General features: G+C 66.7%; 19 protein-coding genes. 12 read left to right on the forward strand and 7 right to left on the reverse strand.

What is annotated here, in order from left to right:
* Window positions 1-19 precede the first annotated feature (19 nt).
* Complete coding sequence (locus ACFO0J_RS04555) at window positions 20-967, forward strand: LysR family transcriptional regulator ArgP (protein ID WP_376811861.1); 948 nt, start codon at window positions 20-22, stop codon at window positions 965-967.
* On the opposite strand, the gene ACFO0J_RS04560 is transcribed toward ACFO0J_RS04555, so the two are convergent.
* Entirely contained in the window at window positions 924-2,570 is a 1,647-nt protein-coding gene (locus ACFO0J_RS04560) for a thiamine pyrophosphate-binding protein (protein ID WP_376811862.1), read from the reverse strand. The two genes, ACFO0J_RS04555 and ACFO0J_RS04560, sit on opposite strands and share 44 nt — an antisense overlap.
* A gap of 144 nt (window positions 2,571-2,714) precedes the next feature.
* Complete coding sequence (locus ACFO0J_RS04565) at window positions 2,715-3,896, reverse strand: NAD(P)/FAD-dependent oxidoreductase (RefSeq protein ID WP_376811863.1); 1,182 nt, start codon at window positions 3,894-3,896, stop codon at window positions 2,715-2,717.
* Between the two features lie 216 nt (window positions 3,897-4,112).
* On the opposite strand from ACFO0J_RS04565, the gene amaB reads away from it, so the two are divergent.
* The 6 genes from amaB (at window position 4,113) to ACFO0J_RS04595 (ending at window position 10,032) form a co-directional block, all read left to right on the forward strand.
* Window positions 4,113-5,615, forward strand: coding sequence for an L-piperidine-6-carboxylate dehydrogenase (gene amaB / locus ACFO0J_RS04570; protein ID WP_376811864.1), 1,503 nt, complete (start codon window positions 4,113-4,115; stop codon window positions 5,613-5,615).
* A gap of 204 nt (window positions 5,616-5,819) precedes the next feature.
* Complete coding sequence (locus ACFO0J_RS04575; protein WP_376811865.1) at window positions 5,820-6,758, forward strand: arginase family protein; 939 nt, start codon at window positions 5,820-5,822, stop codon at window positions 6,756-6,758.
* A gap of 53 nt (window positions 6,759-6,811) precedes the next feature.
* A complete protein-coding gene (locus tag ACFO0J_RS04580; RefSeq protein WP_376812002.1) occupies window positions 6,812-7,597 on the forward strand; it encodes an ABC transporter substrate-binding protein in 786 nt (261 codons plus the stop codon).
* A gap of 43 nt (window positions 7,598-7,640) precedes the next feature.
* On the forward strand, window positions 7,641-8,333 hold the full coding sequence (locus ACFO0J_RS04585) for an amino acid ABC transporter permease (RefSeq protein ID WP_376811866.1): 693 nt from the start codon (window positions 7,641-7,643) through the stop codon (window positions 8,331-8,333).
* Between the two features lie 13 nt (window positions 8,334-8,346).
* Window positions 8,347-9,102 carry an amino acid ABC transporter ATP-binding protein gene (locus ACFO0J_RS04590; RefSeq protein WP_376811867.1) on the forward strand — a complete coding sequence of 252 codons (756 nt, stop codon included), beginning with the start codon at window positions 8,347-8,349 and terminating at the stop codon, window positions 9,100-9,102.
* Between the two features lie 84 nt (window positions 9,103-9,186).
* On the forward strand, window positions 9,187-10,032 hold the full coding sequence (locus ACFO0J_RS04595; protein WP_376811868.1) for an IclR family transcriptional regulator: 846 nt from the start codon (window positions 9,187-9,189) through the stop codon (window positions 10,030-10,032).
* 20 nt (window positions 10,033-10,052) lie between these two features.
* Here ACFO0J_RS04595 and mgtA read toward each other — a convergent pair whose 3' ends face one another.
* Entirely contained in the window at window positions 10,053-12,818 is a 2,766-nt protein-coding gene (gene mgtA / locus ACFO0J_RS04600; protein ID WP_376811869.1) for a magnesium-translocating P-type ATPase, read from the reverse strand.
* A 732-nt stretch (window positions 12,819-13,550) separates the two neighbouring features.
* Between mgtA and ACFO0J_RS04605 the strand changes: the two genes are divergently transcribed.
* From ACFO0J_RS04605 to ACFO0J_RS04620, 4 genes are read left to right on the forward strand one after another with little or no spacing between them, the layout of a single operon-like run.
* Window positions 13,551-14,582, forward strand: a complete 1,032-nt coding sequence (locus ACFO0J_RS04605) for an iron ABC transporter substrate-binding protein (RefSeq protein WP_376811870.1) — start codon at window positions 13,551-13,553, stop codon at window positions 14,580-14,582.
* Between the two features lie 50 nt (window positions 14,583-14,632).
* Window positions 14,633-16,129, forward strand: a complete 1,497-nt coding sequence (locus ACFO0J_RS04610; protein ID WP_376811871.1) for an ABC transporter permease — start codon at window positions 14,633-14,635, stop codon at window positions 16,127-16,129.
* Window positions 16,130-16,136: 7 nt separating this feature from the next.
* Entirely contained in the window at window positions 16,137-17,171 is a 1,035-nt protein-coding gene (locus tag ACFO0J_RS04615) for an ABC transporter ATP-binding protein (RefSeq protein ID WP_376811872.1), read from the forward strand.
* 35 nt (window positions 17,172-17,206) lie between these two features.
* The gene (locus tag ACFO0J_RS04620; RefSeq protein WP_376811873.1) at window positions 17,207-17,848 is read left to right on the forward strand and encodes a trimeric intracellular cation channel family protein; all 642 of its coding nucleotides are present in this window, start codon (window positions 17,207-17,209) and stop codon (window positions 17,846-17,848) included.
* A 60-nt stretch (window positions 17,849-17,908) separates the two neighbouring features.
* On the opposite strand, the gene ACFO0J_RS04625 is transcribed toward ACFO0J_RS04620, so the two are convergent.
* A complete protein-coding gene (locus ACFO0J_RS04625) occupies window positions 17,909-18,538 on the reverse strand; it encodes a MiaE family protein (RefSeq protein ID WP_376811874.1) in 630 nt (209 codons plus the stop codon).
* On the reverse strand, window positions 18,535-19,785 hold the full coding sequence (locus ACFO0J_RS04630; RefSeq protein ID WP_376811875.1) for an MFS transporter: 1,251 nt from the start codon (window positions 19,783-19,785) through the stop codon (window positions 18,535-18,537). Before ACFO0J_RS04630 ends, ACFO0J_RS04625 begins: the two co-directional genes overlap by 4 nt.
* Before the next feature lie 134 nt (window positions 19,786-19,919).
* Here ACFO0J_RS04630 and ACFO0J_RS04635 point away from each other — a divergent pair, with 134 nt between their 5' ends.
* Complete coding sequence (locus tag ACFO0J_RS04635; RefSeq protein ID WP_376811876.1) at window positions 19,920-20,294, forward strand: hypothetical protein; 375 nt, start codon at window positions 19,920-19,922, stop codon at window positions 20,292-20,294.
* A 10-nt stretch (window positions 20,295-20,304) separates the two neighbouring features.
* On the opposite strand, the gene ychF is transcribed toward ACFO0J_RS04635, so the two are convergent.
* Together ychF and ACFO0J_RS04645 are read right to left on the reverse strand one after the other, a co-directional pair.
* Entirely contained in the window at window positions 20,305-21,396 is a 1,092-nt protein-coding gene (gene ychF, locus ACFO0J_RS04640; protein ID WP_376811877.1) for a redox-regulated ATPase YchF, read from the reverse strand.
* 125 nt (window positions 21,397-21,521) lie between these two features.
* The gene (locus ACFO0J_RS04645; protein ID WP_376811878.1) at window positions 21,522-22,058 is read right to left on the reverse strand and encodes an isochorismatase family protein; all 537 of its coding nucleotides are present in this window, start codon (window positions 22,056-22,058) and stop codon (window positions 21,522-21,524) included.
* Window positions 22,059-22,235 lie beyond the last annotated feature (177 nt).

The raw sequence follows: 22,235 nt of genomic DNA on the forward strand, positions 1-22,235 counted from the left end.
AAAACTTAATTTACGCATCATGCAACTGGACCACGACAATCTGCGCGCGCTGGCGGCCGTGGTGCGCGAAGGCAGCTTCGAGCGGGCCGCCGCCGCCCTGCACGTCACGCCCTCGGCGGTGTCCCAGCGCATCAAGACATTGGAATCCCGCATGGGACGGCTGCTGGTCCTGCGCACCATCCCGGTCCAGCCCACGGACGACGGCCGCATCCTGGTGCGCCTGGCCGAACAGGCCGCCCTGCTGGAACACGAAGCCCTGGACCGCCTGGGCATGGGCGACGACCGCCCCGCCCCCAGCCTGCGCATCGCCGTCAATCACGACAGCCTGGAAACCTGGTTCATCGACGCCGCCACCCGCTACGCGGAACAGACCCGCACCACGCTGGACCTGATCTCCGAGGATCAGGACCACACGGCCGCCCTGCTGCGCAACGGCAGCGTGCTGGCCGCCGTCACCACGCTGAGCGATCCGGTCCAGGGCTGCCGGGTCCACGCGCTGGGCCGCATGCGCTACGTCGCCACCTGCGCTCCCGCCTTCCACGCCCGGCATTTCGCCCGAGGCGTCACGCCCGAGGCGCTGGCGCAGGCCCCGGTGCTGGTCTTCAACCGCAAGGACGATCTGCAAGCGCAGTTCGCACGCGGGGTGATGGGCGATACGCCCTGGCAACCGCCGACCTGGTGGGTGCCCTCGTCCCACGCCTTCGTCTCGGCCACGCTGGCCGGACTGGGCTGGACGATGAACCCGCTGCCCATGGTCCGCGAGGCGCTGGACGCGGGCCTCCTGGTGCCCCTGCGGGCGCGGGCCTGGCACGACGTGCCTCTGTACTGGCAGCACTGGCGCACCGGATCGCACACCATGGAACGCTTGACTTCGGCCGTGTTGCGGGCCGCCCGCGCCCTGGTGCGGCCGGCCCGCGCGCCGCTCAGTTCCCCTGGCGCAGACGGCTCAGCGTCGTCGTCGGCGTGATGGCCTCAGGGTCCAGCAGGCAGTGCAGAATGGCCGGCAGGCCGCTCTCCAGGGCGCGCTGCAGCGCGGGCGCGAATTCCGCCGTCGTCTCGACCCGCTCGCCATGGCCGCCGAAGGCGCGCGCATAGGCCGCAAAATCGGGATTGCGCAGCGCAGTCGCCGACACCCGGCCGGGATAGCGCCGTTCCTGGTGCATGCGGATGGTGCCGAACATGCCGTTGTCGATCAGAATCACCAGGATCGGCAGGCCGTACTGGACCGCTGTGGCAAATTCCTGGCCGTGCATCATGAAGCAGCCGTCGCCCGCGAAGCACACCACCCGGCGGTCCGGGTACAGCCGCTGGGCGGATACCGCCGCAGGCAGGCCATACCCCATCGAACCGGACGTCGGCGCCAACTGGGTGCCGTAGGCGCGAAAACGGTAAAAGCGATGCAGCCAGGTGGCGTAATTGCCGGCGCCGTTGGTCAGGATGGCGTCCTCGGGCAGCACGGCGTTCAGGTGCGCCATCACCTGGCCCATCTGCAAGGCCCCGGGATGTTCGATGCCGGACGGATCGCTCCAGGCCTGACGCCGCGCATGCAACTGTTCACAGCGCCGGCGGCGCGCGGCCGTCGCCGTGGGCGCCAGGGGCTCGATGGCACGCACCCAGGTGCCGGGCGTGCAGGCCATGGCGATGTCCGCCTGATAGACACGGTTCAGCTCGCCCACGTCGGGATGCACGTGGACCAGCGTCTGGGACGGATTCGGCACATCGAACAGCGTGTAGCTCTGGCTGGGGACTTCGGACAGACGTCCGCCCACGGCCAGGATCAGATCGGACTCGCGGATCGCAGACAGCAATTGGGGATCCGAGCCCAACCCCAGGTCGCCGATAAAGCAGGGATGGTCCACGGGACACAGCATCTGGCGGCGGAACTGCACCGCCACCGGCAGCGCATGACGCTCGGCAAAAGCGCCGAAAGCCTGCACCGAGCGGGCGTCCCAGCAGCTGCCGCCGAGGATGGCCAAAGGCCGTTCGGCGTCCGCCAGGCGGTCGGCCAAGGCCTGGGTCTGCCCGGTTGAAGGCAGGGTTTCGGGGGCCTGGCAGGGCCGTGCGTCGGCCACCGCCACGGTTTCACTCAACATGTCTTCCGGCAGGGCCAGCACCACCGGTCCCGGCCGCCCGGACAGCGCCACGTGAAAGGCGCGCGACAGATATTCCGGAATGCGCTCGGCCTGATCGATCTCGGCAGCCCATTTGACCTGGGAGCCGAACACCGCGCGGTAGTCCATTTCCTGGAACGCCTCGCGGTCGCGCATCGCCCGGTCGATCTGCCCGACCAGCAGGATCAGCGGCGTGGAATCCTGGGACGCCACGTGCACCCCCGCGAATGCGTTGGTCGCCCCCGGCGCACGGGTCACCAGACACACGCCGGGCCGGCCGGTCAGCTTGCCGTAGGCCTCGGCCATGATCGCCGCCCCGCCCTCCTGGCGGCAGACCGTGACCTGGATGTCGGCGTCGACCAGCCCGTCGAGCACGGGCAGATAGCTTTCTCCCGGCACGCAAAACACATGCTCCGTGCCGTGCAGGCGCAACTGGTCCACCAGGACATGCCCCGCCATGCGGGGCGCCGGACGGCCGGCGGCCCTCCGGGCGGCGGGTCCTTGTCCAGCCCTGTCACGCGGCGCCTGTGCCGTCTCGCTCATCACCACTCTCCTCGTGTCTGGATGTTCGTGCCTGGATGTGTCATTGGCCCCGGCCCCACTCTACACCACGTTGTGCTCGATGATCGGCCGGCCTTCCAGGATGCGCCGCCAGCCCAGCCGGCTCAGATCCAGGGTGCAATACCGGCCATGCGCGATCAGCTCGGCCAGCGCACGGCCGACGGCCGGCGCCTGCTGCATCCCATGGCCGCTGAAGCCATTGGCGAAATACAGATTGTCCAGCGCGGGGTGCAGACCCAGGATCACGTTCTGATCAATCACATTCATGTCGTAATGCCCCGCCCAACTGCGCACACAGCGCAAGGCCTCGAAGGCCGGCACGCGCCGGGCCAGCAGGGGCCAGAGCACGTCCTCGAACAGGGCATGCTGCACGTCGAAATCAAAGCACTCCGGGTCCTGGTCCGGCGGCGGCGCGATGCCGGTGATGAATCCCTGGCCCTCGGGACGGAAATACGCCCCGCTGGGGTCGACCACCAGGGGGCAGTCCGGCAGGCTTTCGGGGCATTGCACATAGAAGATACTGCGCTTGCGGGCCTGCACCGGCAGCTCGATGCCCGCCAGACGCGCCAGGGCCGGCGCACCGACCCCGGCGGCATTGACCAGGGCGCCGCATGCCAGCGTCTGCCCGTCGTCCAGGCGCACCCCCGCCACCCGGGCGCCGGCACGCTCGATCCCGGCCACCCGACGCGGCAGATACGTAACGCCCTGGGCGACGGCCTTGTGCCGCAGGCCCTGCAGCAGGCTGTAGGCGTCCAGCCAGCCCTCGCCGCTCAGTCCCAACGACCCCGCAGCCAGATCATCCACGCGCAGCCAGGGGAACCGCGCCTGCAGGGCGGCGGCATCCAGCAGGGCGATGTCCGCCCCTTCACGGCGCTGCACGGCGTGATTGTCCCGCAGGACGGGCAGCCCGGCCGGCGTGGCCAGGAACAGGTAGCCGCCTTCGTGAAAGGCCGGATCGGGCCGGACACCGTCCACGGCCAGCGTGTCGGCGAAGGCGCGCAGAAACGCCGTGCCGAAGCGCGACATGCGGATGTTTTCTTCGGTGGAGAACTGGTGGCGAATCGAAGCGGCCGACAGGGCGGTGGCGCAATACTGATACGTGGGATCGGGTTCGATCACGGCGACCGATCCCCGGAAGCCGCTGTCCGCCGTCAGAAAATACGCGACGGCGCTGCCGACGGCCGCGCCCCCGGCGATCACGACATCGAACTGCGTCTGCGGCATCCTGCGGCACTCCCGCAGCCCGCGACAGGCGGGCCATCGGAACCTATTCTGGAAGCAATCGTGCCGTCCTTCCCTAGGCATTTTCCCTAGAAATTCCCGCACTGCGCCTCCGGTGGGCAAGCCCTGCGGTACCACGCCGTCCCTCGAAACATGCGTGATATTCTGGTTTGAACCCGCAGCGCGCCCGTCGCGACGCGCCCAACCCGGAGCCACGCCATGAATCATCAGGATCTTCTGCGTACGCTCGGCCTGGATGCCGACACGCTTTCGGCCGGCGGCCTGCCGGTCCATTCCCCCATCGACGGCGCCCTGTTGGCGGACCTGCGTCCGCACGGCGCGGCCGACGCCCGGCGGATGATCGCCCGGGCCCATGACGCTTTCCTGGCCTGGCGCCAGGTGCCCGCGCCCCGGCGCGGCGAACTGGTGCGCCTGCTGGGCGAAGAACTGCGCGCCCACAAGCAGGCGCTGGGCCGCCTGGTGTCCCTCGAAGCCGGCAAGATCACCGCCGAAGGCGAGGGCGAGGTCCAGGAGATGATCGACATCTGCGACTTCGCCGTCGGCCTGTCACGGCAGTTGCACGGCCTGACCATCGCCTCCGAGCGGCCCGGCCACCGCATGATGGAAACCTGGCATCCGCTGGGCGTGGTGGGCGTGATTTCCGCCTTCAACTTTCCGGTGGCCGTCTGGTCCTGGAACACGGCGCTGGCCCTGGTCTGCGGCGATCCGGTCGTCTGGAAGCCTTCGGAGAAAACCCCGCTGACGGCGCTTGCCTGCCAGGCCCTGTTCCGGCGCGCCCTGGCCCGCTTCGGCGACGCGCCCGAGGGCCTGTTGCAAGTGCTGGTGGGCGCCCGGGAGCCAGGCGAGGCACTGGCCGACGATCCCCGGGTGGCGCTGGTTTCAGCCACCGGGTCCACGCGCATGGGCCGCGAAGTCGGGCCGCGCGTGGCGCAGCGCTTTGGCCGCTGCCTGCTGGAACTGGGCGGCAATAACGCCATCATCGTGGCCCCCTCGGCCGATCTGGACATGGCTGCGCGCGGCATTCTGTTCGGCGCCATCGGCACGGCCGGGCAGCGCTGCACCACCACGCGCCGCCTGATCGTCCACGAATCGGTCGCCGACGCCCTGTCGGCACGCCTGAAGACCGCCTACGCCGGCGCCACGGTGGGCAACCCGCTGGATGCCGGCACCCTGGTCGGACCGCTGATCGACCGGGCCGCCTTCGATGCCATGCAGGCATCACTGGACCAGGCCCGCGCCCAGGGCGGCACGGTCACGGGCGGCGAACGCCTGCTGGCCGACCGCTACCCGGACGCCTGGTACGTGCGCCCCGCCCTGGCGGCCATGCCCGGCCAGACGGACGTCGTACGCCACGAGACCTTTGCCCCGATCCTGTACCTCCTGCGCTACCGTGATTTCGACGAGGCCCTGGCCCTGCACAACGACGTCCCGCAAGGCCTGTCCTCGGCGATCTTCACCACGGACCTGCGTGAAGCCGAGACCTTTCTGGGCGCCACGGGATCGGACTGCGGCATCGCCAACGTCAATATCGGCACCTCGGGCGCCGAGATCGGCGGTGCATTCGGCGGCGAAAAGGAAACCGGCGGCGGACGCGAATCCGGGTCCGACGCCTGGAAAGCCTATATGCGCCGCGCGACGAATACCGTCAACTATTCGCGGGAGCTGCCGCTGGCGCAGGGGATCCGGTTCGGGGACGCCTGAGCCGGGAATCCTGCAGCGCCCGCAGTGCCCAGGACGCCTTCCGGCTGCTAAGCGACGTTCAATCCCAGCCATATAAAACGATAAACATAGGTGAAAATACGGATCAATAATATCGCATAGCGATTTAATTTTATTGAAAACAGAGCATAAGTCCATAAACTGGCATCAAGAATTCTTTGCATGGACACACCAGGAGCCTCTCTTATGCTCAAGAACGCCGATCTGGACACCTCCGTCTCCGGCTCTTTCATGAACCTCCCCTCGATGCGTGCGCCCGGCGCCGGTCTCGCTCGGGCCTGCATCGTCGGCATCCCCTTCGATTGCGGCACGCATCCGTTCCGGGTGGGTTCACGCGAAGGCCCCGCCGCCATCCGGCAGCAATCACGCCTGGTGCGTCATTTCCATATCGGGGCGACAGGCGCGGCGGCCAATCCGACGGAGTTTCTGGGCGCCATCGACGTCGGTGACGTCCCGTGCCGCCCCGGGGACATTGAATACTCCTACCCCAGGATCGAACACACCATCTCTGCGATTCTGGCCTCCGGCGCCATCCCCATTTCCATGGGCGGCGACGGTGCCGTCACCCTGCCGCAGCTTCGCGCAGTCTCGAAGCAGCACCCCGGCGTCGTGGTGCTGCACATCGACGCCCACACGGATACCTACGAGATGGAAGGCTTCAACACCGCCACCACATTCACCCGCGCCGCCGAAGAAAAACTGATCGACGTCGAGAACAGCTTCCACATCGGCGCACGTGGAGGCACCTTCGTCGGGGGTGTCCTCGAGTTCGGGCGATCCGTCGGCTACCACGTCATCCCCTTCGACGAATTTGACCAGGACCCTGATGCCTGCATGCGGCACGTCTTCCAGACCATCGGCGACAAACCGGTCTACCTCTGCTTCGACATGGACGTTTTCGACCCCTCCTGCGCACCGGGCGTCTGCACCCCCGAATGGGGCGGGCTCAGCGCCAAAGAAGGCCTGAAGCTGCTGAAGTCCCTGCACGGGCTCAACTTCGTCGCCTTCGACGTCAACACAGTCTCGCCCCCCCAAGACGTCGGCGGGGCCACTGCTTTCCTGGCCGCGACGGTGATATGGGAATGCTGCTCCCTGGCCGCAGCCTCGATCCAGCGTTCGGCCTAGCGGCCGCCCACCAGCCTTTCTCATCAAACCGCCACGGAGACACCATGAAACACCTGAAAAAAGCCTGCATCCTCGGCTCAGTGCTGTCGCTCGGCCTGTTTCTGAATTCAGCCCAGGCTCGTCCACTGAACGAGGTTCTCGCCACCAAAACACTGAATGTCGTCACCACCGCTTCCAATCCGCCCCACGGATTCCTCGACCCGGGCACCAACACGCTGCAGGGCATCATGGTCGACATCGCCAAGGGCATCGCACAGCATCTCGGGGTCTCGATTTCGTTCACCAATGTGCCATTCGCCGGACTCATCCCGACGCTCACCTCGGGCCGCGCCGACCTCATGGCCGCGCCGCTGTTCATCACCGAAGAACGGGCCAAGGTGGTCGACTTCACGACGCCGGTCTACGGTTGGGGCGAAGGCATCATCATGACCGCCGACTCGAAACAGCACTACCCCGATTTCGAGTCTCTGAAGGGACACAAGATCGGCACCCTGGTCGACAGTGTCCAGTACCGCATGCTGAAGGACATGCCGGGCACAACCGTCTCGACCTACCAGGACTACCCCACGCTGCTGGCCGACGTCCGCGCCCGCCGCATTGAAATCGGCCTGATCGATCCGCCCAGCATCACCTATCAGATCCAGTCCAAATCGATCCCCGGGCTCAAGCTCGACGAACAGTACAAGCCCCAAAATGACTGGAAGATCGGCGGTGCGGTGGAAAAAGGCAACGCCGATCTGCTGGCCGCGGTGAACAAGGCCCTGGAGCAGATGAAGCAGAACGGCGAACTGCACGCCATCCTCGACAAGTGGGGCCTGAGCCAGCTCATGGTCAAGTAACCACGACACATCGGACTCACGACTGAACGGACGGACGGGCACCATGGATTTCGACACTATCAGGCTCTATCTCACACCGCTGCTCGAAGGCTCGGTCTGGACACTGGCCTTGTTCTTTTCTTCCGCCTTCCTGGCGGTGGCCGTGGGCCTGATCACCTGCTTTGCCCGTCTGTCCTCCAGGCGGGCGATCCGCACGGCAGCCAAGTTCTACATTGAAGTGATCCGCGGCACGCCCCTGCTGGTGCAACTGTTCTTCATCTACTACGGACTCGCCGAGGTCGGCATCGTGATGTCGGGCTTCGTCGCCGGCACGCTCGGCCTGACCCTGAACTTCGGCGCCTATCTCGCGGAGCTGTTCCGCAGCGGCATCCAGTCGATCGACTCAGGACAGTACGAGGCCTCGCGCGCGCTGGGCATCCGCACCCTGCAACGCCTGCGGGTGATCATCATCCCGCAGGCATTGCGCAACATCTTCCCGGCGCTGGGCAACTACGCCCTGGTGCTCATCAAGGACTCGTCGCTGGTCGCCGTGATCAGCGTGTCGGAACTGATGCGCTCAGGCGAAATGCTGGCGGCCTCGACCTTCCAGTCGCTGCTGGTCTATACCCTCGTCGGCGCCATCTACTTCCTGATGTGCAGTGTCATTTCGTACGCTTTCCGGCGCGGCGAAAAGAACCTGTCCATCCCCGGTTATTGGGACGGCGCCTCTGAAAGCAGCGATTTCTCGAAAGCGTAGGCAGGATATGGACATGGAGACACGCACGATGGATCCCATCATCGCCATGAATGGCGTCTCGAAATGGTTCGGAGACTTTCAGGTGCTCAAGAACCTGGATTTCAGTGTCGACCCGGGTGAACGCGTCATCCTCTGCGGTCCCTCGGGTTCCGGAAAATCGACGCTCATCCGACTCATCAACCGGCTGGAGGAGCACCAGGAAGGCACCATCGCCGTCAACGGCATCGAACTTGACGACGATCCCCACAAGATCGAACAGGTCCGGGCCGATGTCGGCATGGTGTTCCAGCATTTCAACCTCTTTCCGCATCTGACGGTGCTCGAGAACTGCTCGATCCCGCTGCGCCTGGTCCAGAAAAAGAGCGCCCGCGAGGCAGAGGAACTGGCGATGAAATACCTCTCCCGCGTCAGGATTCCCGACCAGGCGGGGAAATATCCGGGCCAGCTCTCGGGCGGCCAGAAACAGCGGGTCGCCATCGCCAGAAGCCTCAGCATGTGTCCCAGGATCATGCTGTTCGACGAGCCCACTTCGGCCCTGGATCCTGAAATGGTCAAGGAAGTTCTTGATACAATGGTCGAACTTGCCCGGGACGGGATGACGATGGTCTGCGTCACGCACGAAATGGGGTTCGCCAAAGAAGTCGGGGACCGCATCGTGTTCATGGACTGCGGCCAGATCATCGAATCCGCGCCACCCGCCGAGTTCTTCGGTGCTCCCCGCACGGATCGCGCCCGGGAATTCCTCGGACAGGTGCTGTCCCAACACTGAGACGTCCTGCATCCCGAAAATCCCGTTGCACGCCTGGATGCGGCGGCGCCCGCCCCTCCGCCGTTCAGACAGGCTGACCCGTTCTTGAATACCCACAACGCCGTGCCGGACGAATCCCGGCTGTTCGTCACCTCGCTGGCCCGGGGCCTGCAGGTCCTGACCGCCTTCTGGGAAGGCAGCCCGTCCATGAAACTGGCGGATCTGGCGCACGCATCGGGGCTCTCGAAAAGCGCGACGCAACGCTTCTCGCACACCCTGGTCGCGCTGGGTTACCTGCGCAAGGACCCCGTCACGAAAGAATTCTCCCTCGCGCCGCGGTCCCTGGAGATCGGCCTGCGCTATTTGCAGACCAGCACGCTGATCGTCGGCGCCAATCCGTACCTGCATGCACTGAACCGCACGTGCCAGGAAACCTGCAGCCTCGCTGAACCGGACGCCCTCGACATGGTGTATGTGGCCCGCTTTCCGGCCCACAAGGAAATGTTCGTCAATATGCCGATCGGCAAACGGATACCGATGTACTGCACGGCATCGGGCCGCGCCGTCCTGTCACGGATCGACCGCGATCTGGCCATGGACATGCTCTCGCGCTGCGATCGCAAACCGTACACGACCAACACCATCACCGCCCTCGACCGCCTCCAGGATCTGCTCGAAGAAGCCCATACGAACGGCTACGCATGGTCCCACAGCGAATACTACAGCGGCGACATCAACATCAGCGCCCCCATCCTCGATCCGACCGGGGTGCCCGTCGCCGCCGTCAACATTTCAGCGGCCTCCAGCCGCTTCACCCTGGCACGGGCCCAGGCCGAACTCGCGCCCCAAGTGATCGAAACCGCGCGCGCCATCAGCGGATCGAGCGCCGTGCGGCACCTGCGAGACGCGCATGAATTCCGGGGAGCGACCAGCGCCCCACCCAGGCGCTGAGGTCGGCGGGCACCCGAACCTTACTGCCAGCCCCAGCGGCGGACGTAAAACCCCTTCATCCACTGCGTCAGCACCATATAGCCCAGCAGGATCAGGGGCAGCAGCGCGAAGTACAGCGGCGGCAGCGCCTGCAGCCGCAGCCCTTCCGCCAGCGGACCCATCGGCAGGAACAGGCCCGCCGCCATGACGGCCGCCGTCATCATCAACAACGGCCAGGCCGCCCGGCTCTGCACGAAAGGCACTTTGGACGTGCGGATCATGTGCACGATCAGGGTCTGGGTCAGCAGGCCCACCACGAACCAGCCCGACTGGAACAGGGTCTGCCGCTCCGGCGTATTCGCGCCGAACACGAACCACATCATGGCAAAGGTCAGGATGTCGAACACCGAGCTGATCGGACCGAAGAACAGCATGAAGCGGCCGATTTCACCGGGCTGCCAGCGCTGCGGACGCCGCACCTGCTCCTCGTCCACGCGATCGAACGGGATCGCGGCCTGCGACACGTCGTACATCAGGTTCTGCACCAGCAGATGAATCGGCAGCATGGGCAGAAAAGGAATGAAGGCGCTGGCGACCAGCACCGAAAAGACGTTGCCGAAGTTCGAGCTGGCCGTCATCTTGATGTACTTCAGCATATTGGCAAAGGTGCGACGGCCTTCGATCACGCCTTCCTCCAGCACCATCAGGCTCTTTTCCAGCAGGATGACGTCGGCGGCCTCGCGGGCGATGTCCACCGCCGTGTCCACCGAAATCCCGACATCGGCGGCGCGCAGCGCGGGCGCGTCGTTGATCCCGTCGCCCAGGAAACCGACGACGCGGCCGTTGTCCTTCAGCAGCCGCACGATGCGCTCCTTGTGCATGGGCGTCAGCCGGGCGAACACCTGGTGCGATTCCACCGCCCGCGCCAGCGCGGCATCGTCCATCACCTCCACGTCCCCGCCCAGCAGCACGCTGCCGGGCGCCAGTCCGACGTCGCGGCAGACCTTGGCCGCGACCCGCTCGTTGTCGCCCGTCAGCACCTTGACCGACACGCCATGCTCGGCCAGCGCCGCCAGGGCAGCCGCCGTGGATTCCTTCGGCGGATCCAGGAAGGCAATGGTGCCCGCCAGGACCAGCCCCCGCTCGTCGGCCACGCCGTAAGCGCCACGGGGAGGTTCCGGCATCCGATAGGCCACCGCGACCACCCGCAGGCCCTCGTCGTTCAGCGATGAGGCCACCGCCCGGATACGCTCCAGCCGCACCGGCGTCAGCGGCGTCTCCACCCCATCGTGAAGCACGCGATCGCAGACCCGCAGGACTTCTTCCACCGCGCCCTTGGTGATCAGCACGTGCCGGCCTTCCTCATCAGCCACCACCACCGACATGCGGCGACGCTCGAAATCAAAGGGGATCTCGTCGATTTTGAGATAGGACGCGGCCTGGCCGGGCGGCCCCTCGGTCCCCGCCCGCTCCAGGACGGCTTCGTCCAGCAGGTTCTTCAGCCCGGTCTGGTGACGGCTGTTGAGCCAGGCCAGCTCCAGCACCCGGTCCGACTGTTCGCCCCAGGCGTCCGTATGCCGCTCCAGCACGATCCGGTCCTGCGTCAGCGTGCCGGTCTTGTCGGTGCACAGCACGTCCATGGCGCCCAGGTTCTGGATCGCGTCCAGGCGCTTGACCACGACCTTGCGGCGCGACAGCACGACCGCCCCCTTGGCCAGGGTGGAGGTGGCGATCATGGGCAGCATCTCGGGCGTCAGGCCCACCGCGACGGACAGCGCGAACAACAGGGCCTCGGTCCAATCGCCCTTGGTGAAGCCGTTGAGCAGCAGCACCACCGGGGCCATCACCAGCATGAAGCGGATCAGCAGCCAGCTCACCTGGTTCACCCCCGCCTGGAACGAGGTCGGCCCCCGGTCCACGGCCTGCACGCGGCCGGCCAGCGCCCCGAAATACGTGCGGTCGCCGGTGTTCAGCACCACGGCCGTCGCCGCCCCCGACAGCACATTCGTGCCCATGAACAGGATGTTGTCCAGTTCGAGCACATTGGCGGTCGCGGCATCCGCGTGCTCGGCGAATTTTTCCACCGGCAGGGATTCGCCCGTCATCGCGGCCTGCGCCACGAACAGATCCTTGGCCGACAACACCCGGCAATCCGCCGGGATCATGTCGCCCGCAGCCAGGCGCACGATGTCGCCCGGCACCAGCATCCGCACCGGCACCTCGACGCCGCGCGCCGGCGCCACCGCCAGATGCACGCCGAAATAGGCCTCGGCCTGCGGCGCGGCATCGGCCGACACCGCGCGCCGCGTGACGGTGGCGGTATTGCTCACCAACGCTTTCAGCGCATCGGCCGCCCGGTTGGAGCGGGCCTCCTGCCAGAAGCGCAGCAGCGTGGACAGCACCACCATCGTCCCGATGACGGCGACGGCCTCCAGGTCCTCGGTCCACCCCGAAATCGCGGCCAGCAGGGTCAGCAGCAGATTGAAGGGATTGCGGTAGCAGTGCCACAGATGCCGCCACCACGGCAGCGGTTTTTCACGGCCCACTTCGTTCAAGCCGACCCGTTCGCGGATCGCCTCGGCCTGCTGTTCAGTCAGACCGTCGACGTGGCTGCCGAGCCGATCGAGCAGCGCGTCCCGGTCGTCCAGGGCGGCGACGGCCAGGGTCCGGGAAAGCGCGTCCGGCGCGTCGCGGCCGACGCCCGTGCGGACGACGGAATCGAGCATGTCCCGGCGGCCGAAATGCCGGGTCATGCGCCGGGCATGCAAAAAGCCGGCGAAAAGATTCTTCAGGATGGTGATGTGCATTGTTATTCTCCTTGGAATGCAATCGACGCCACCATCCCTTTAGAGTCAGGACGGTGGCGCAGGGGACCTCTGAATGAGTCGAGCGGAAAGCGGGCGCTGCGGATCGGGATGGGATGCAAGGCGCGAACCGCAGCGATAGCGGGTGCTATCGCGAGGATGAGCAACGCCGCAGACCGCCCGAGCCCGCAGATGCGCGCGGCGCGGTGACTTGTTCAGAGGTTCCCTTCTGGGTAATGGGTCTGGGTTCATGGTTTTTTAAGGTTCAAGAATCAGGAAAATGCGCGGGACGGACGCACGCACGCCGCTCGCCCGGATGCACGGCATCCAGGACGATTGCCCGGCGGAACGCACGCCGCCCTGGACGAGCCCATGGCGAACGGACGCCCCCACGGGGGCGGTACGAATTCAGGGGTGGAAGACCGGAGGCCCGAAAAGGCCGTCCGGGCTGCCGCCCTGCCCTGCAGGCAAGGCGGCGAGAAGACTCGCGGTTACCTTGCCTGCGGAAAGCCGATCAAGGATCGACAACTGGGTAAGTCCACAGGAGGAACTCCGGAAAATGAAGACGGCGGGATTTTAATCCCAGGCCTGGAGCGAAGCAAGAAAAAACGCCTGAAATGAACGACAGATCACGCACGACCGCATCAATCCTCCTTACTCACTTAGTAACAAGAAAGATAATCGTTATTGTTTGCCCTACAATAAAAAACGTTGATTTTTCTCCAGGCCAGTCTCATGAAGCACACCTCACGCCGCATCTTCCTGCGCAACGGGCTCCTGCTGGGCGCCGGGGCGCTGCTCGGCGCACCCGCATTGCGCGGCGCCTACGCAGCGGACGCCGCCCCCCTGACGCTGTACAACGGCCAGCACGCCAAGACCACGCAAAAGCTGGTGGCCGCGTTCACTCAGGCCACCGGCATCCGGGTCGACATCCGCAAGGGCAGCAGCACCCAACTGGCCAACCAGATCATCGAAGAAGGCAGCCGTTCGCCTGCCGACGTGTTCTACGCCGAGGAAAGCCCCCCGGTCGCGGCCCTGGCCGAAAAAAACCTGCTGGCGCCACTGCCCAAGGACACCCTGGACCAGGTCATCCCCGGCTACACGGCCGCCGACGGGACCTGGACCGGCGTGACCGCGCGTTGCCGCGTCACGGTCTACAACCGCGAGATGGTCCAGGCGTCGGAGCTGCCCTCCTCGGTGCTGGACATGGCCACGGCCGCCTGGAAGGACCGGGTCGGCTTCGTGCCCACCAGCGGCGCTTTCCAGGAACAACTCATCGCCATCAAACTGCTCAAGGGCCGCGACGCCGCACTGAACTGGCTCAAGGGCCTGAAGCAGTACGGCCGCATCTACAACGGCAATATGGCCGCCATGCGCGCCGTGGAACGCGGCGAGATCGCCACGGCCCTGGTGAACAACTACTACTGGTACATCGTGGCCAACGAAGTCGGCGCCGACCAGATGAAATCCGGCCTGCACTACGCCGGCCCCCAGGATCCGGGCGGCCTGATCACGGTCTCTGCGGCCGGCATCCTGAAAACCTCGCGCAACCCGGACGCGGCCCGCAAGCTGCTGGCCTTCATGGTCAGCCGGGCAGGCCAGGAAGCCATCGCCGACACCGTGGCCGAATACCCGCTGCGCCCGGGGGTGGCCTCGCCTTTCGACCTCAAGCCCTTTGACGCGTTGAACCCGCCGCCGGTCAGCCCGGCCGATCTGGGCGACGCTGCCGACGCGCTGGCCCTGCGCCGCGAAGCCGGCCTGGCGTGATCGTCCTCGGCCGGACCATGGGCCGGCGAGGCTTCCCGAGGACCGGCTGGATGGCGGGCGCCGCCCTGGCGCCCGTCGCCCTGGTGGCGCTCCCCCTGCTGTACGTCGCCCTGCGGGCCTGGCAATCCGGCCTGTCCGGCATTCTCGACGAGCTGTTCCGCAGCCGCACGGCCGAACTCCTGGCCAATACCGTGATCCTGGCCGTCGGCGTCATGGTGCTGGCCGCCGCGCTGGGGCTGGCCGTGGCCTGGTGCGTGGAACGCAGCGACCTGCCCGGCCGGCGCTGGTGGCGGGTCGCGGCCGGACTGCCGCTGGCCGTGCCCGCGTTTGTCTCCAGCTATGCCTGGTCCTCGCTGGGCCTCGCCTTCCAGAACCTGGGCGGCGCGATCTTCATCCTGGCCCTGTCCACTTATCCGCTGGTCTACCTGCCCGTGACCGCCGCCCTGCGCGGCACCGATCCGGGCTGCGAAGACGTGGCCCGCTCGCTGGGCCACGGCCCCTGGCGGACCTTTACCCACGCCCTGCTGCCCCAACTGCTGCCGGCCCTGGGCGGCGGATCGCTGCTGGTGCTGACGCACATGTTCGCCGAGTTCGGCGCCCTCGCGCTGCTGCGCGTGCAGACCTTCACCACCGCCATCTTCGAATCCTACGAACTGCAGTTCGACAGCGCCTCGGCCGCCTTGCAGTCCATCGTGCTGATGCTGCTCTGCATTCCGGCCGCCTGGGCGGAAATGCGCCTGCGCGGCCGCCGGCGCCTGGCCCGGACGGGCCGGGGCAGCGCACGCACCGCGCGGCCCGCCCGCCTGGGCCGCGCCACCCTGCCCATTCTGGCGGCCTTCGGCCTGCTGGGCCTGCTGTCCCTGGGGATCCCCCTGACGACCCTGGCCTATTGGCTGGCGCAAGGGCGGTCCGCCGGCGCCGGGTACGAACAGATCATGCCCGCCATCCAGGGCACGCTGGGCCTGGCGCTCTCGGGCGCGGTCCTGACCAGCCTGCTGGCCATTCCCCTGGTGCTGCTGTCCGTGCGCCACCGGGGCCGCCTGGCCCAGTTCGCCGAACGGCTGCCCTACATCGTCCATGGCCTGCCCGGCGTCGTCGTGGCCCTGGCGCTGGTCTTCCTGTCCATCCGCCTGGTCCCCGCGCTGTACCAGGGGATGGGCGTGCTGCTGGCCGCCTACGCAATCCTGTTCCTGCCCCTGGCGCAATCGTCGCTGCGCGCTTCGGCCGAACTGGTGCCGCCGCAGTTCGAGGCCGTCGCCCGCAGCCTGGGGCGGCGGCCCTTCCACGTCTTCGTCTCCGTCGTGCTGCCCGCCATGGCCCCCGGCATCGGCGCCGCCCTGGCCCTGATGATGCTGGAGATCGTGCGCGAACTGACCGCCACCCTGATGCTGGCTCCCACCGGAACGGTCACCCTGGCCACCGAGGTCTGGTCCTACACGGCGGACGCCGAATACGCGGCGGCAGCGCCCTTCGCCGCCCTGCTGGTGCTGGTCTCCGTCCTGCCGGTCTGGATCTTTACCCGCCGCATGCTGCATCACAGAAGCTGAGCCCGCCATGAGCCACATCGTCATTGCCGACCTGCACAAGCGCTACGACGCCGTCGAAGTCCTGCGCGGCATCGAACTGAGCATCCCCCAGGGATCCGTGCTGGCCCTGCTGGGGCCGTCCGGCTGCGGCAAGACCACGCTGCTGCGCCTGATCGCCGGCTTCGAACCGCTGGAGCAGGGCCGCATCGCCTTTGGCGCGCACGTCATGGCCTCACCGACCGTCTTCGTGCCGCCCGAGCGCCGGGGCATCGGCTACGTCCCGCAGGAAGGCACCCTGTTTCCCCACCTGACCGTGGAGGGCAATATCCGCTTCGGCCTGCCCCGCCACGCCGACCGGCGGCGCCGGATCGATGAAGTCCTGGCCCTGACAGGCCTGGACGGCCTGGGCCGGCGCTATCCGCACGAGTTGTCCGGCGGCCAGCAACAGCGCGTCGCCCTGGCCCGGGCCCTGGCGCCGAACCCCGCCCTGGTGCTGCTGGACGAGCCCTTCAACGCACTGGATCTGGACCTGCGCCGCAGCATGTGCGAAGACGTGATCGGCGTGCTGCGCAATACGGGCACCACATCGATCCTGGTGACCCACGACCCGGGCGAGGCCTTTGCCGTCTCCGACCAACTGGCCGTCATGCAAAGCGGCGTCATCATGCAATGCGCCCGCCCGGAAACCGTCTACTGGCAGCCGGCCAGCCCCGCCGTGGCCCGCCTGACAGGCGCTGCGATCTTCCTGCCCGGCCATGGACTGGGCCGCACGGCGACCTGCGCGCTGGGCGCCCTGCCGCTGCACGACGGCGACGAAGCCCCGGGCGGCGCGGCCATGGTCATGGTGCGTCCCGAACAAGTCCAGTGGCAGGCAGACGGCCCCGGCGTCCCCGCCCGGGTGGTCCGCCACTCCTTTCGCGGTGACCACACCCTGGTCGGCCTGGCCCTGGGGGACATGCGCCTGGACCTGCGCATGCCCTCGCTCGCCGCGCCGCCGCTGGACGCCCAGGGCCACGTGTATATTCTGGGCGCCTGCATGGCCTGGCCGGAACCGACGGCCTGAGCCGTCCCAATTGTCATCTTCCCGGGAGTCTTCCTTTGCTCAGCAGCCAGATCACCAACGAGCTCCTGCACGTGTTGTTCATCATCGCCATCGCCGCCGAAGCCATGACCGCCGCACTCGCGGCCGGGCGGCGGGAAATGGACTGGCTGGGCGTGTGCCTGCTGGGCTGCATCACCGCACTGGGCGGCGGCTCAGTGCGCGACCTGCTGCTGAATCACCACCCGCTGTCCTGGATCGCCCACCCGTCCTATCTGCTGATCACCGGCGGCGCAGCCCTGGTCACCATCGCGCTGGCCCGCTTCATCCACTCGCTGCGGCACCTGTTTCTGTTCCTGGACGCGGTCGGGCTGGTGGTCTTCACCGTGATCGGCTGCGACATCGCCCTGAACCTGGGCCTGCCCTGGAGCATTGCCATCGTCTCGGGCATGATCACCGGCTGCGTGGGCGGCGTGCTGCGTGACGTGCTGTGCAACGAAGTCCCGCTGCTGTTCCGCGCCGAACTCTACGCCACGGTCTCCATCGTCGCGGGCGCCCTGTACGTGGGCGGCCTGGCGCTCGACCTGCACCAGGAAGCCGTCACCGGCGGCGCGCTGGCGATCGGTCTTGGGCTGCGGCTGCTGGCCCTGCGCTTCGGCTGGAGCATGCCCAAATTCGTCTATACGCGGGACCTGCACTGAGGCGGATGCGCCGTCAGTGCCGTACGGATCAGGCCGGGGCCGGGCTGAACAGCTTCTGATTCAGGCTGCGGCACCGTCGGCCGGACAGCCGCTGTGAAAGCGGAACTCCGCGTCCGGCGACTCGATCAGTTCCTGTTCCACCTGACGGATCCGGGCCACCGCGCGTTCCACATCACGCGCCTCGCCAAAACGGTGCGCGAAGCGCAGATAACCTTGATAGTGGCGGCTTTCCGATTGCAGCAGCCCGGCGTAGAACGTGGCCAGTTCTTCATCCAGGTGCGGCACCAGCGCGGCGAAACGCTCGCAGGAACGGGCCTCGATAAAAGCGCCCACGATCAGCGTATCAACAAGCTTCGCCGGCTCGTGGGTACGGACCGCCGCCCGCAGCCCGGACGCATAGCGGCCGGCCGTCAAAGGCCGCAGCGCGATGCCGCGCCGCTTCATCAGGCGCAGCACCTGCTCGTGGTGCACCAGTTCCTCACGCGCCAGCTTGGACAGCGCCGCTGACAATTCGGCGTCCTGACCGTAGCGCGCAATCAGGCTCATCGCAGTCGCGGCCGCCTTCAGTTCGCAGTTGCGATGATCGAGCAAGAGCACGTCCTGCTGCGCCAACGCGGCGCGCACCCAGGCCTCGGGCGTGGGACACGGCAGGAAATCGAGCAGTTCGGCGGGCAATGCGGGTGCAATCATTCAGAAATCCGAGGTCGTTGGACAGGCGGCGATCCGCCCGTCGTATCGGGGGACGGCGCAGGCCCGGGCATGAAACGCCAGGCGACCAGCCATCCCAGCACCTGCACGGCACACAGCGTGGCCACGGTGCCGGGCCATCCCCCCAGGGTATAGGCGATCCCGCAGCCCCAGGCGCCCGCAAAGCCGCCGCAATAATACGCCCCGTAGTACAGGCCGCTGGCCAGCGACCGGCCGCTGGTGACCCGGTGGGCGATAAAACTCATCGTCACTGACTGCGTCACGAACACCCCGCAGGCCGCCACGGCCAACGCGACGACGATGCCCGAGGCCCAGGGCGCCAACGCCCCCAGCACCCCCAGCGCCGAGATCGCGACGGCCGTCAGCACCGTGCGCCGCGAGCCGACGCGTGAAATGAAGCGTCCCGCCAGCGGCGTCACCACCACCCCCAGCAGATAGACGCTGAAAATATTGGCCAGATCGCCCGAACTGAAGCGATACGGCTCCGCCGCCAGGTGCAGGTTGACGAAGGTGAACAAGCCGACCAGCGCGAACAGCACCGTAAAGCCCAGGGCGCACGCCGCCTGCAGCGCAGGATTGCGCAGCACCCGGCCCAGCGTCGACAGGCTGTCGGCAAAACGGACGTTGGCCGTGAAATGGCGCGAAGGCGGCAAGCCGCGCCACACCAGCCAGGCCCCCGCCAGGTTCAGCACGGCCATCAGGCCGAACGCGGTGCGCCAGGCCATGAATTCGGTCAGGTGCCCCATCAGGAAACGCCCCAGAAAGCCGCCCAGCACCGTGCCCGCCACGTACCCCGTCATGACCCGCACCATCGAGGCGCCACGGAATTCCTCGCCGACGTAAGCGATCATCACCACCGACACGCCCGGCACCGCCAGCCCCTGCAGGAAGCGCAGCACCAGCAGGCCATGCACAGACTGCACCTGCGACATCAGCGCCGTGGGTACGGCCAGCGCAAACACCGACACCGTGATCAGCCACTTGCGCCCCAAGGCGTCGGACAGCATGCCGATGAACGGCGAGATCAACGCCACCGCCAGCACCGTCATCCCCACGGCATTGCCGATCTCGACCACCGACGCGTTCAGGTCCCGCTGCAGTTCCGGCAGGATCGACTGCACCGAATACACCTGGATAAAAGCGAACACACCCACCAGCGCCACGGTCAGCAGCAGCGGGACGGTCAGGCGGTAATAGTCGTCGGGGGTGGCAGGCGGGGGGGCTGACATGGGCAAGGGCCGGAACGGGTGCGTGGGCCCAGCGGGTCCGTGGTGCTAGATTAACAGGTGGAGGGACAATCACCGCGACTCATGCGGTGATTACGGACGGATTCACCGCAGGATGTGCGGGAATTAGGAGATGATTGATCCCAGGCGTATCGAGCGATCATCACACCATCTGGATCACCAGCTTCTTCCCGCAAGCATGGGGTCAGACCGGCATCCTTGCACGCGGCCAGCAATGCCGCCAACACGGCGAATTCATCTTCGAGCGCATCGCAGGCGTCTCTGAAAGCCGGATCCGCCCCATCGGGAATCACATCGCTGGGGCGGTTTCCAGCCGGCAAGCATCATTTGCAGGCTTGATCAGGCGCAGCCATGGAGAAAACGGTCCTCAGGGATTTGCGATGAGAGGCAAGGCCCAGGCTGCGGATCACACAAAGAAAAACCCCGAAAAATCGGGGTTCGAGCACACCTTCAGAGAGCTTCACGCGACCTTGCGAAGCGCCCTGAAATGACTTGATTGAATCACACGTTAAACAAAAAATTCATCACGTCCCCGTCCTTCACCACATAGTCCTTGCCTTCCGCCCGCATCTTCCCGGCTTCCTTGGCGCCCTGCTCGCCCTTGCAGGCGATGAAGTCGTCGAAAGCAATGGTCTGGGCGCGGATGAAGCCGCGTTCGAAGTCGGTGTGGATGACGCCGGCGGCCTGGGGACCGGTGGCGCCGACGGGGATGGTCCAGGCGCGGACTTCCTTGACGCCGGCGGTGAAGTAGGTCTGCAGGCCCAGCAACTGGTAGCCGGCGCGGATGACGCGGTCCAGGCCGGGCTCGGTCATGCCCATGTCTTCCAGGAAGACGGTCTTGTCTTCATCGTCCAGGTCGGCGATCTCGGCCTCGATGGCGGCGCAGACGGCGACCACGGGGGCGTGTTCGGCCGCCGCGTAGTCCTGCACGGCCTTCAGGTGCGGGTTGTCGGTGAAGCCGTCGTCCTTGACGTTGGCGACGTACATGGCGCGCTTGGCGGTGATGAAGCAGTAGCTTTTGATCACGGCCTGCTCGTCTTCGTCCAGGCCCAGGCTGCGCACGGACTTGCCCTGATCCAGGACGGCCACGATGCGCTCCAGCAGGGCGACCAGGCGGATGGCGTCCTTGTCGCCGGAATTGGCCAGCTTGCGGTTCTTCTGCAGAGCCTTTTCGGCGGCGGCCATGTCGGCCAGGGCCAGTTCGGTATTGATGACCTCGATGTCCGAAATCGGATCGATGCGGCCGGCGACGTGGACGACGTTCTCGTCCTCGAAGCAGCGCACGACGTGAACGATGGCGTCGGTCTCGCGGATGTTGGCCAGGAACTGGTTGCCCAGGCCTTCGCCCTTGGACGCGCCCGCCACCAGGCCGGCGATGTCGACGAATTCGACCACGGCGGGCACGACGCGCTCAGGCTTGACGATGGCCGACAACTGCGCCAGGCGCGGGTCCGGGACCTCGACCACGCCGACGTTGGGCTCGATGGTGCAGAACGGGTAGTTTTCCGCCGCGATGCCGGCCTTGGTCAGGGCGTTGAACAGGGTGGATTTGCCGACGTTGGGCAGGCCAACGATGCCGCATTGCAGTGCCATGGGGAACCTGAGAGAAAAAGAGGGATGGAAATCAAGGCGCTATTGTACCCGCAGACCCCGGCGAAGCCCCCTGCGCAAGGCGCCGCCATGCTTCAGGTGAACGGCCCCGGCAGGATCGCGCGCCGTCAGGAGGACAGGATCGACGCTGTATCCACGACTTCCGCGAAATCAGCTTCCAGGAGCGCCAGCGTTACGTCGAGCACGGTGCGTGCGGACAGATGATCGGACGGCAGATCGAACCCGAGCACCGCATCACGAACCACCGTCATCCGGAATCCCAGGTCCGCGCCCGCGCGCACAGTGGAATTGACGCAGAAACCGGCCACGGCTCCCGTCACGACCAGATCGGTGATACCCTGCCCGCGCAGATGGGCCTGCAGATCCGTCGAGGCGAACGCCGACGAGGTCCGTTTGAGGAACACCGGCTCGCCATCCAGGGCCCGCGCGCACGGCATGGGAGGATACCCGGACGCCAGCGGATGAAAGGGCGATGCCGGATCTTCGGCCTGATGCCGGATGTGAATGACCGGCAGCCCCTGTCCGCGGAAAGCGGCCGCAAGCGCCGCGATCCTGGCCGGCGCTGCAGGGTCGACGTGATCCCGCCCGGCATCCACCCGATCCTGCATCGCTTGTTGCATGTCAATGATGAGCAAGGCTTTCATGATGACTCCGTAGCGGGTGGCGGCCTGCCCTTCACCCACCCAGCCTCCAGGCTGCGCACCGACCGGCCGGCGGCCGGCGACGCGCATCGCAGCGCCTTGAATTCGATTATCCTTGTGAAACGACAGGCAAGGCCCGGTCCGAAAGACCGCAGCCATTGTACTTGCCCACTGACATCC

Source organism: Castellaniella hirudinis (assembly GCF_042651965.1).
Lineage (GTDB): Bacteria > Pseudomonadota > Gammaproteobacteria > Burkholderiales > Burkholderiaceae_B > Castellaniella > Castellaniella hirudinis.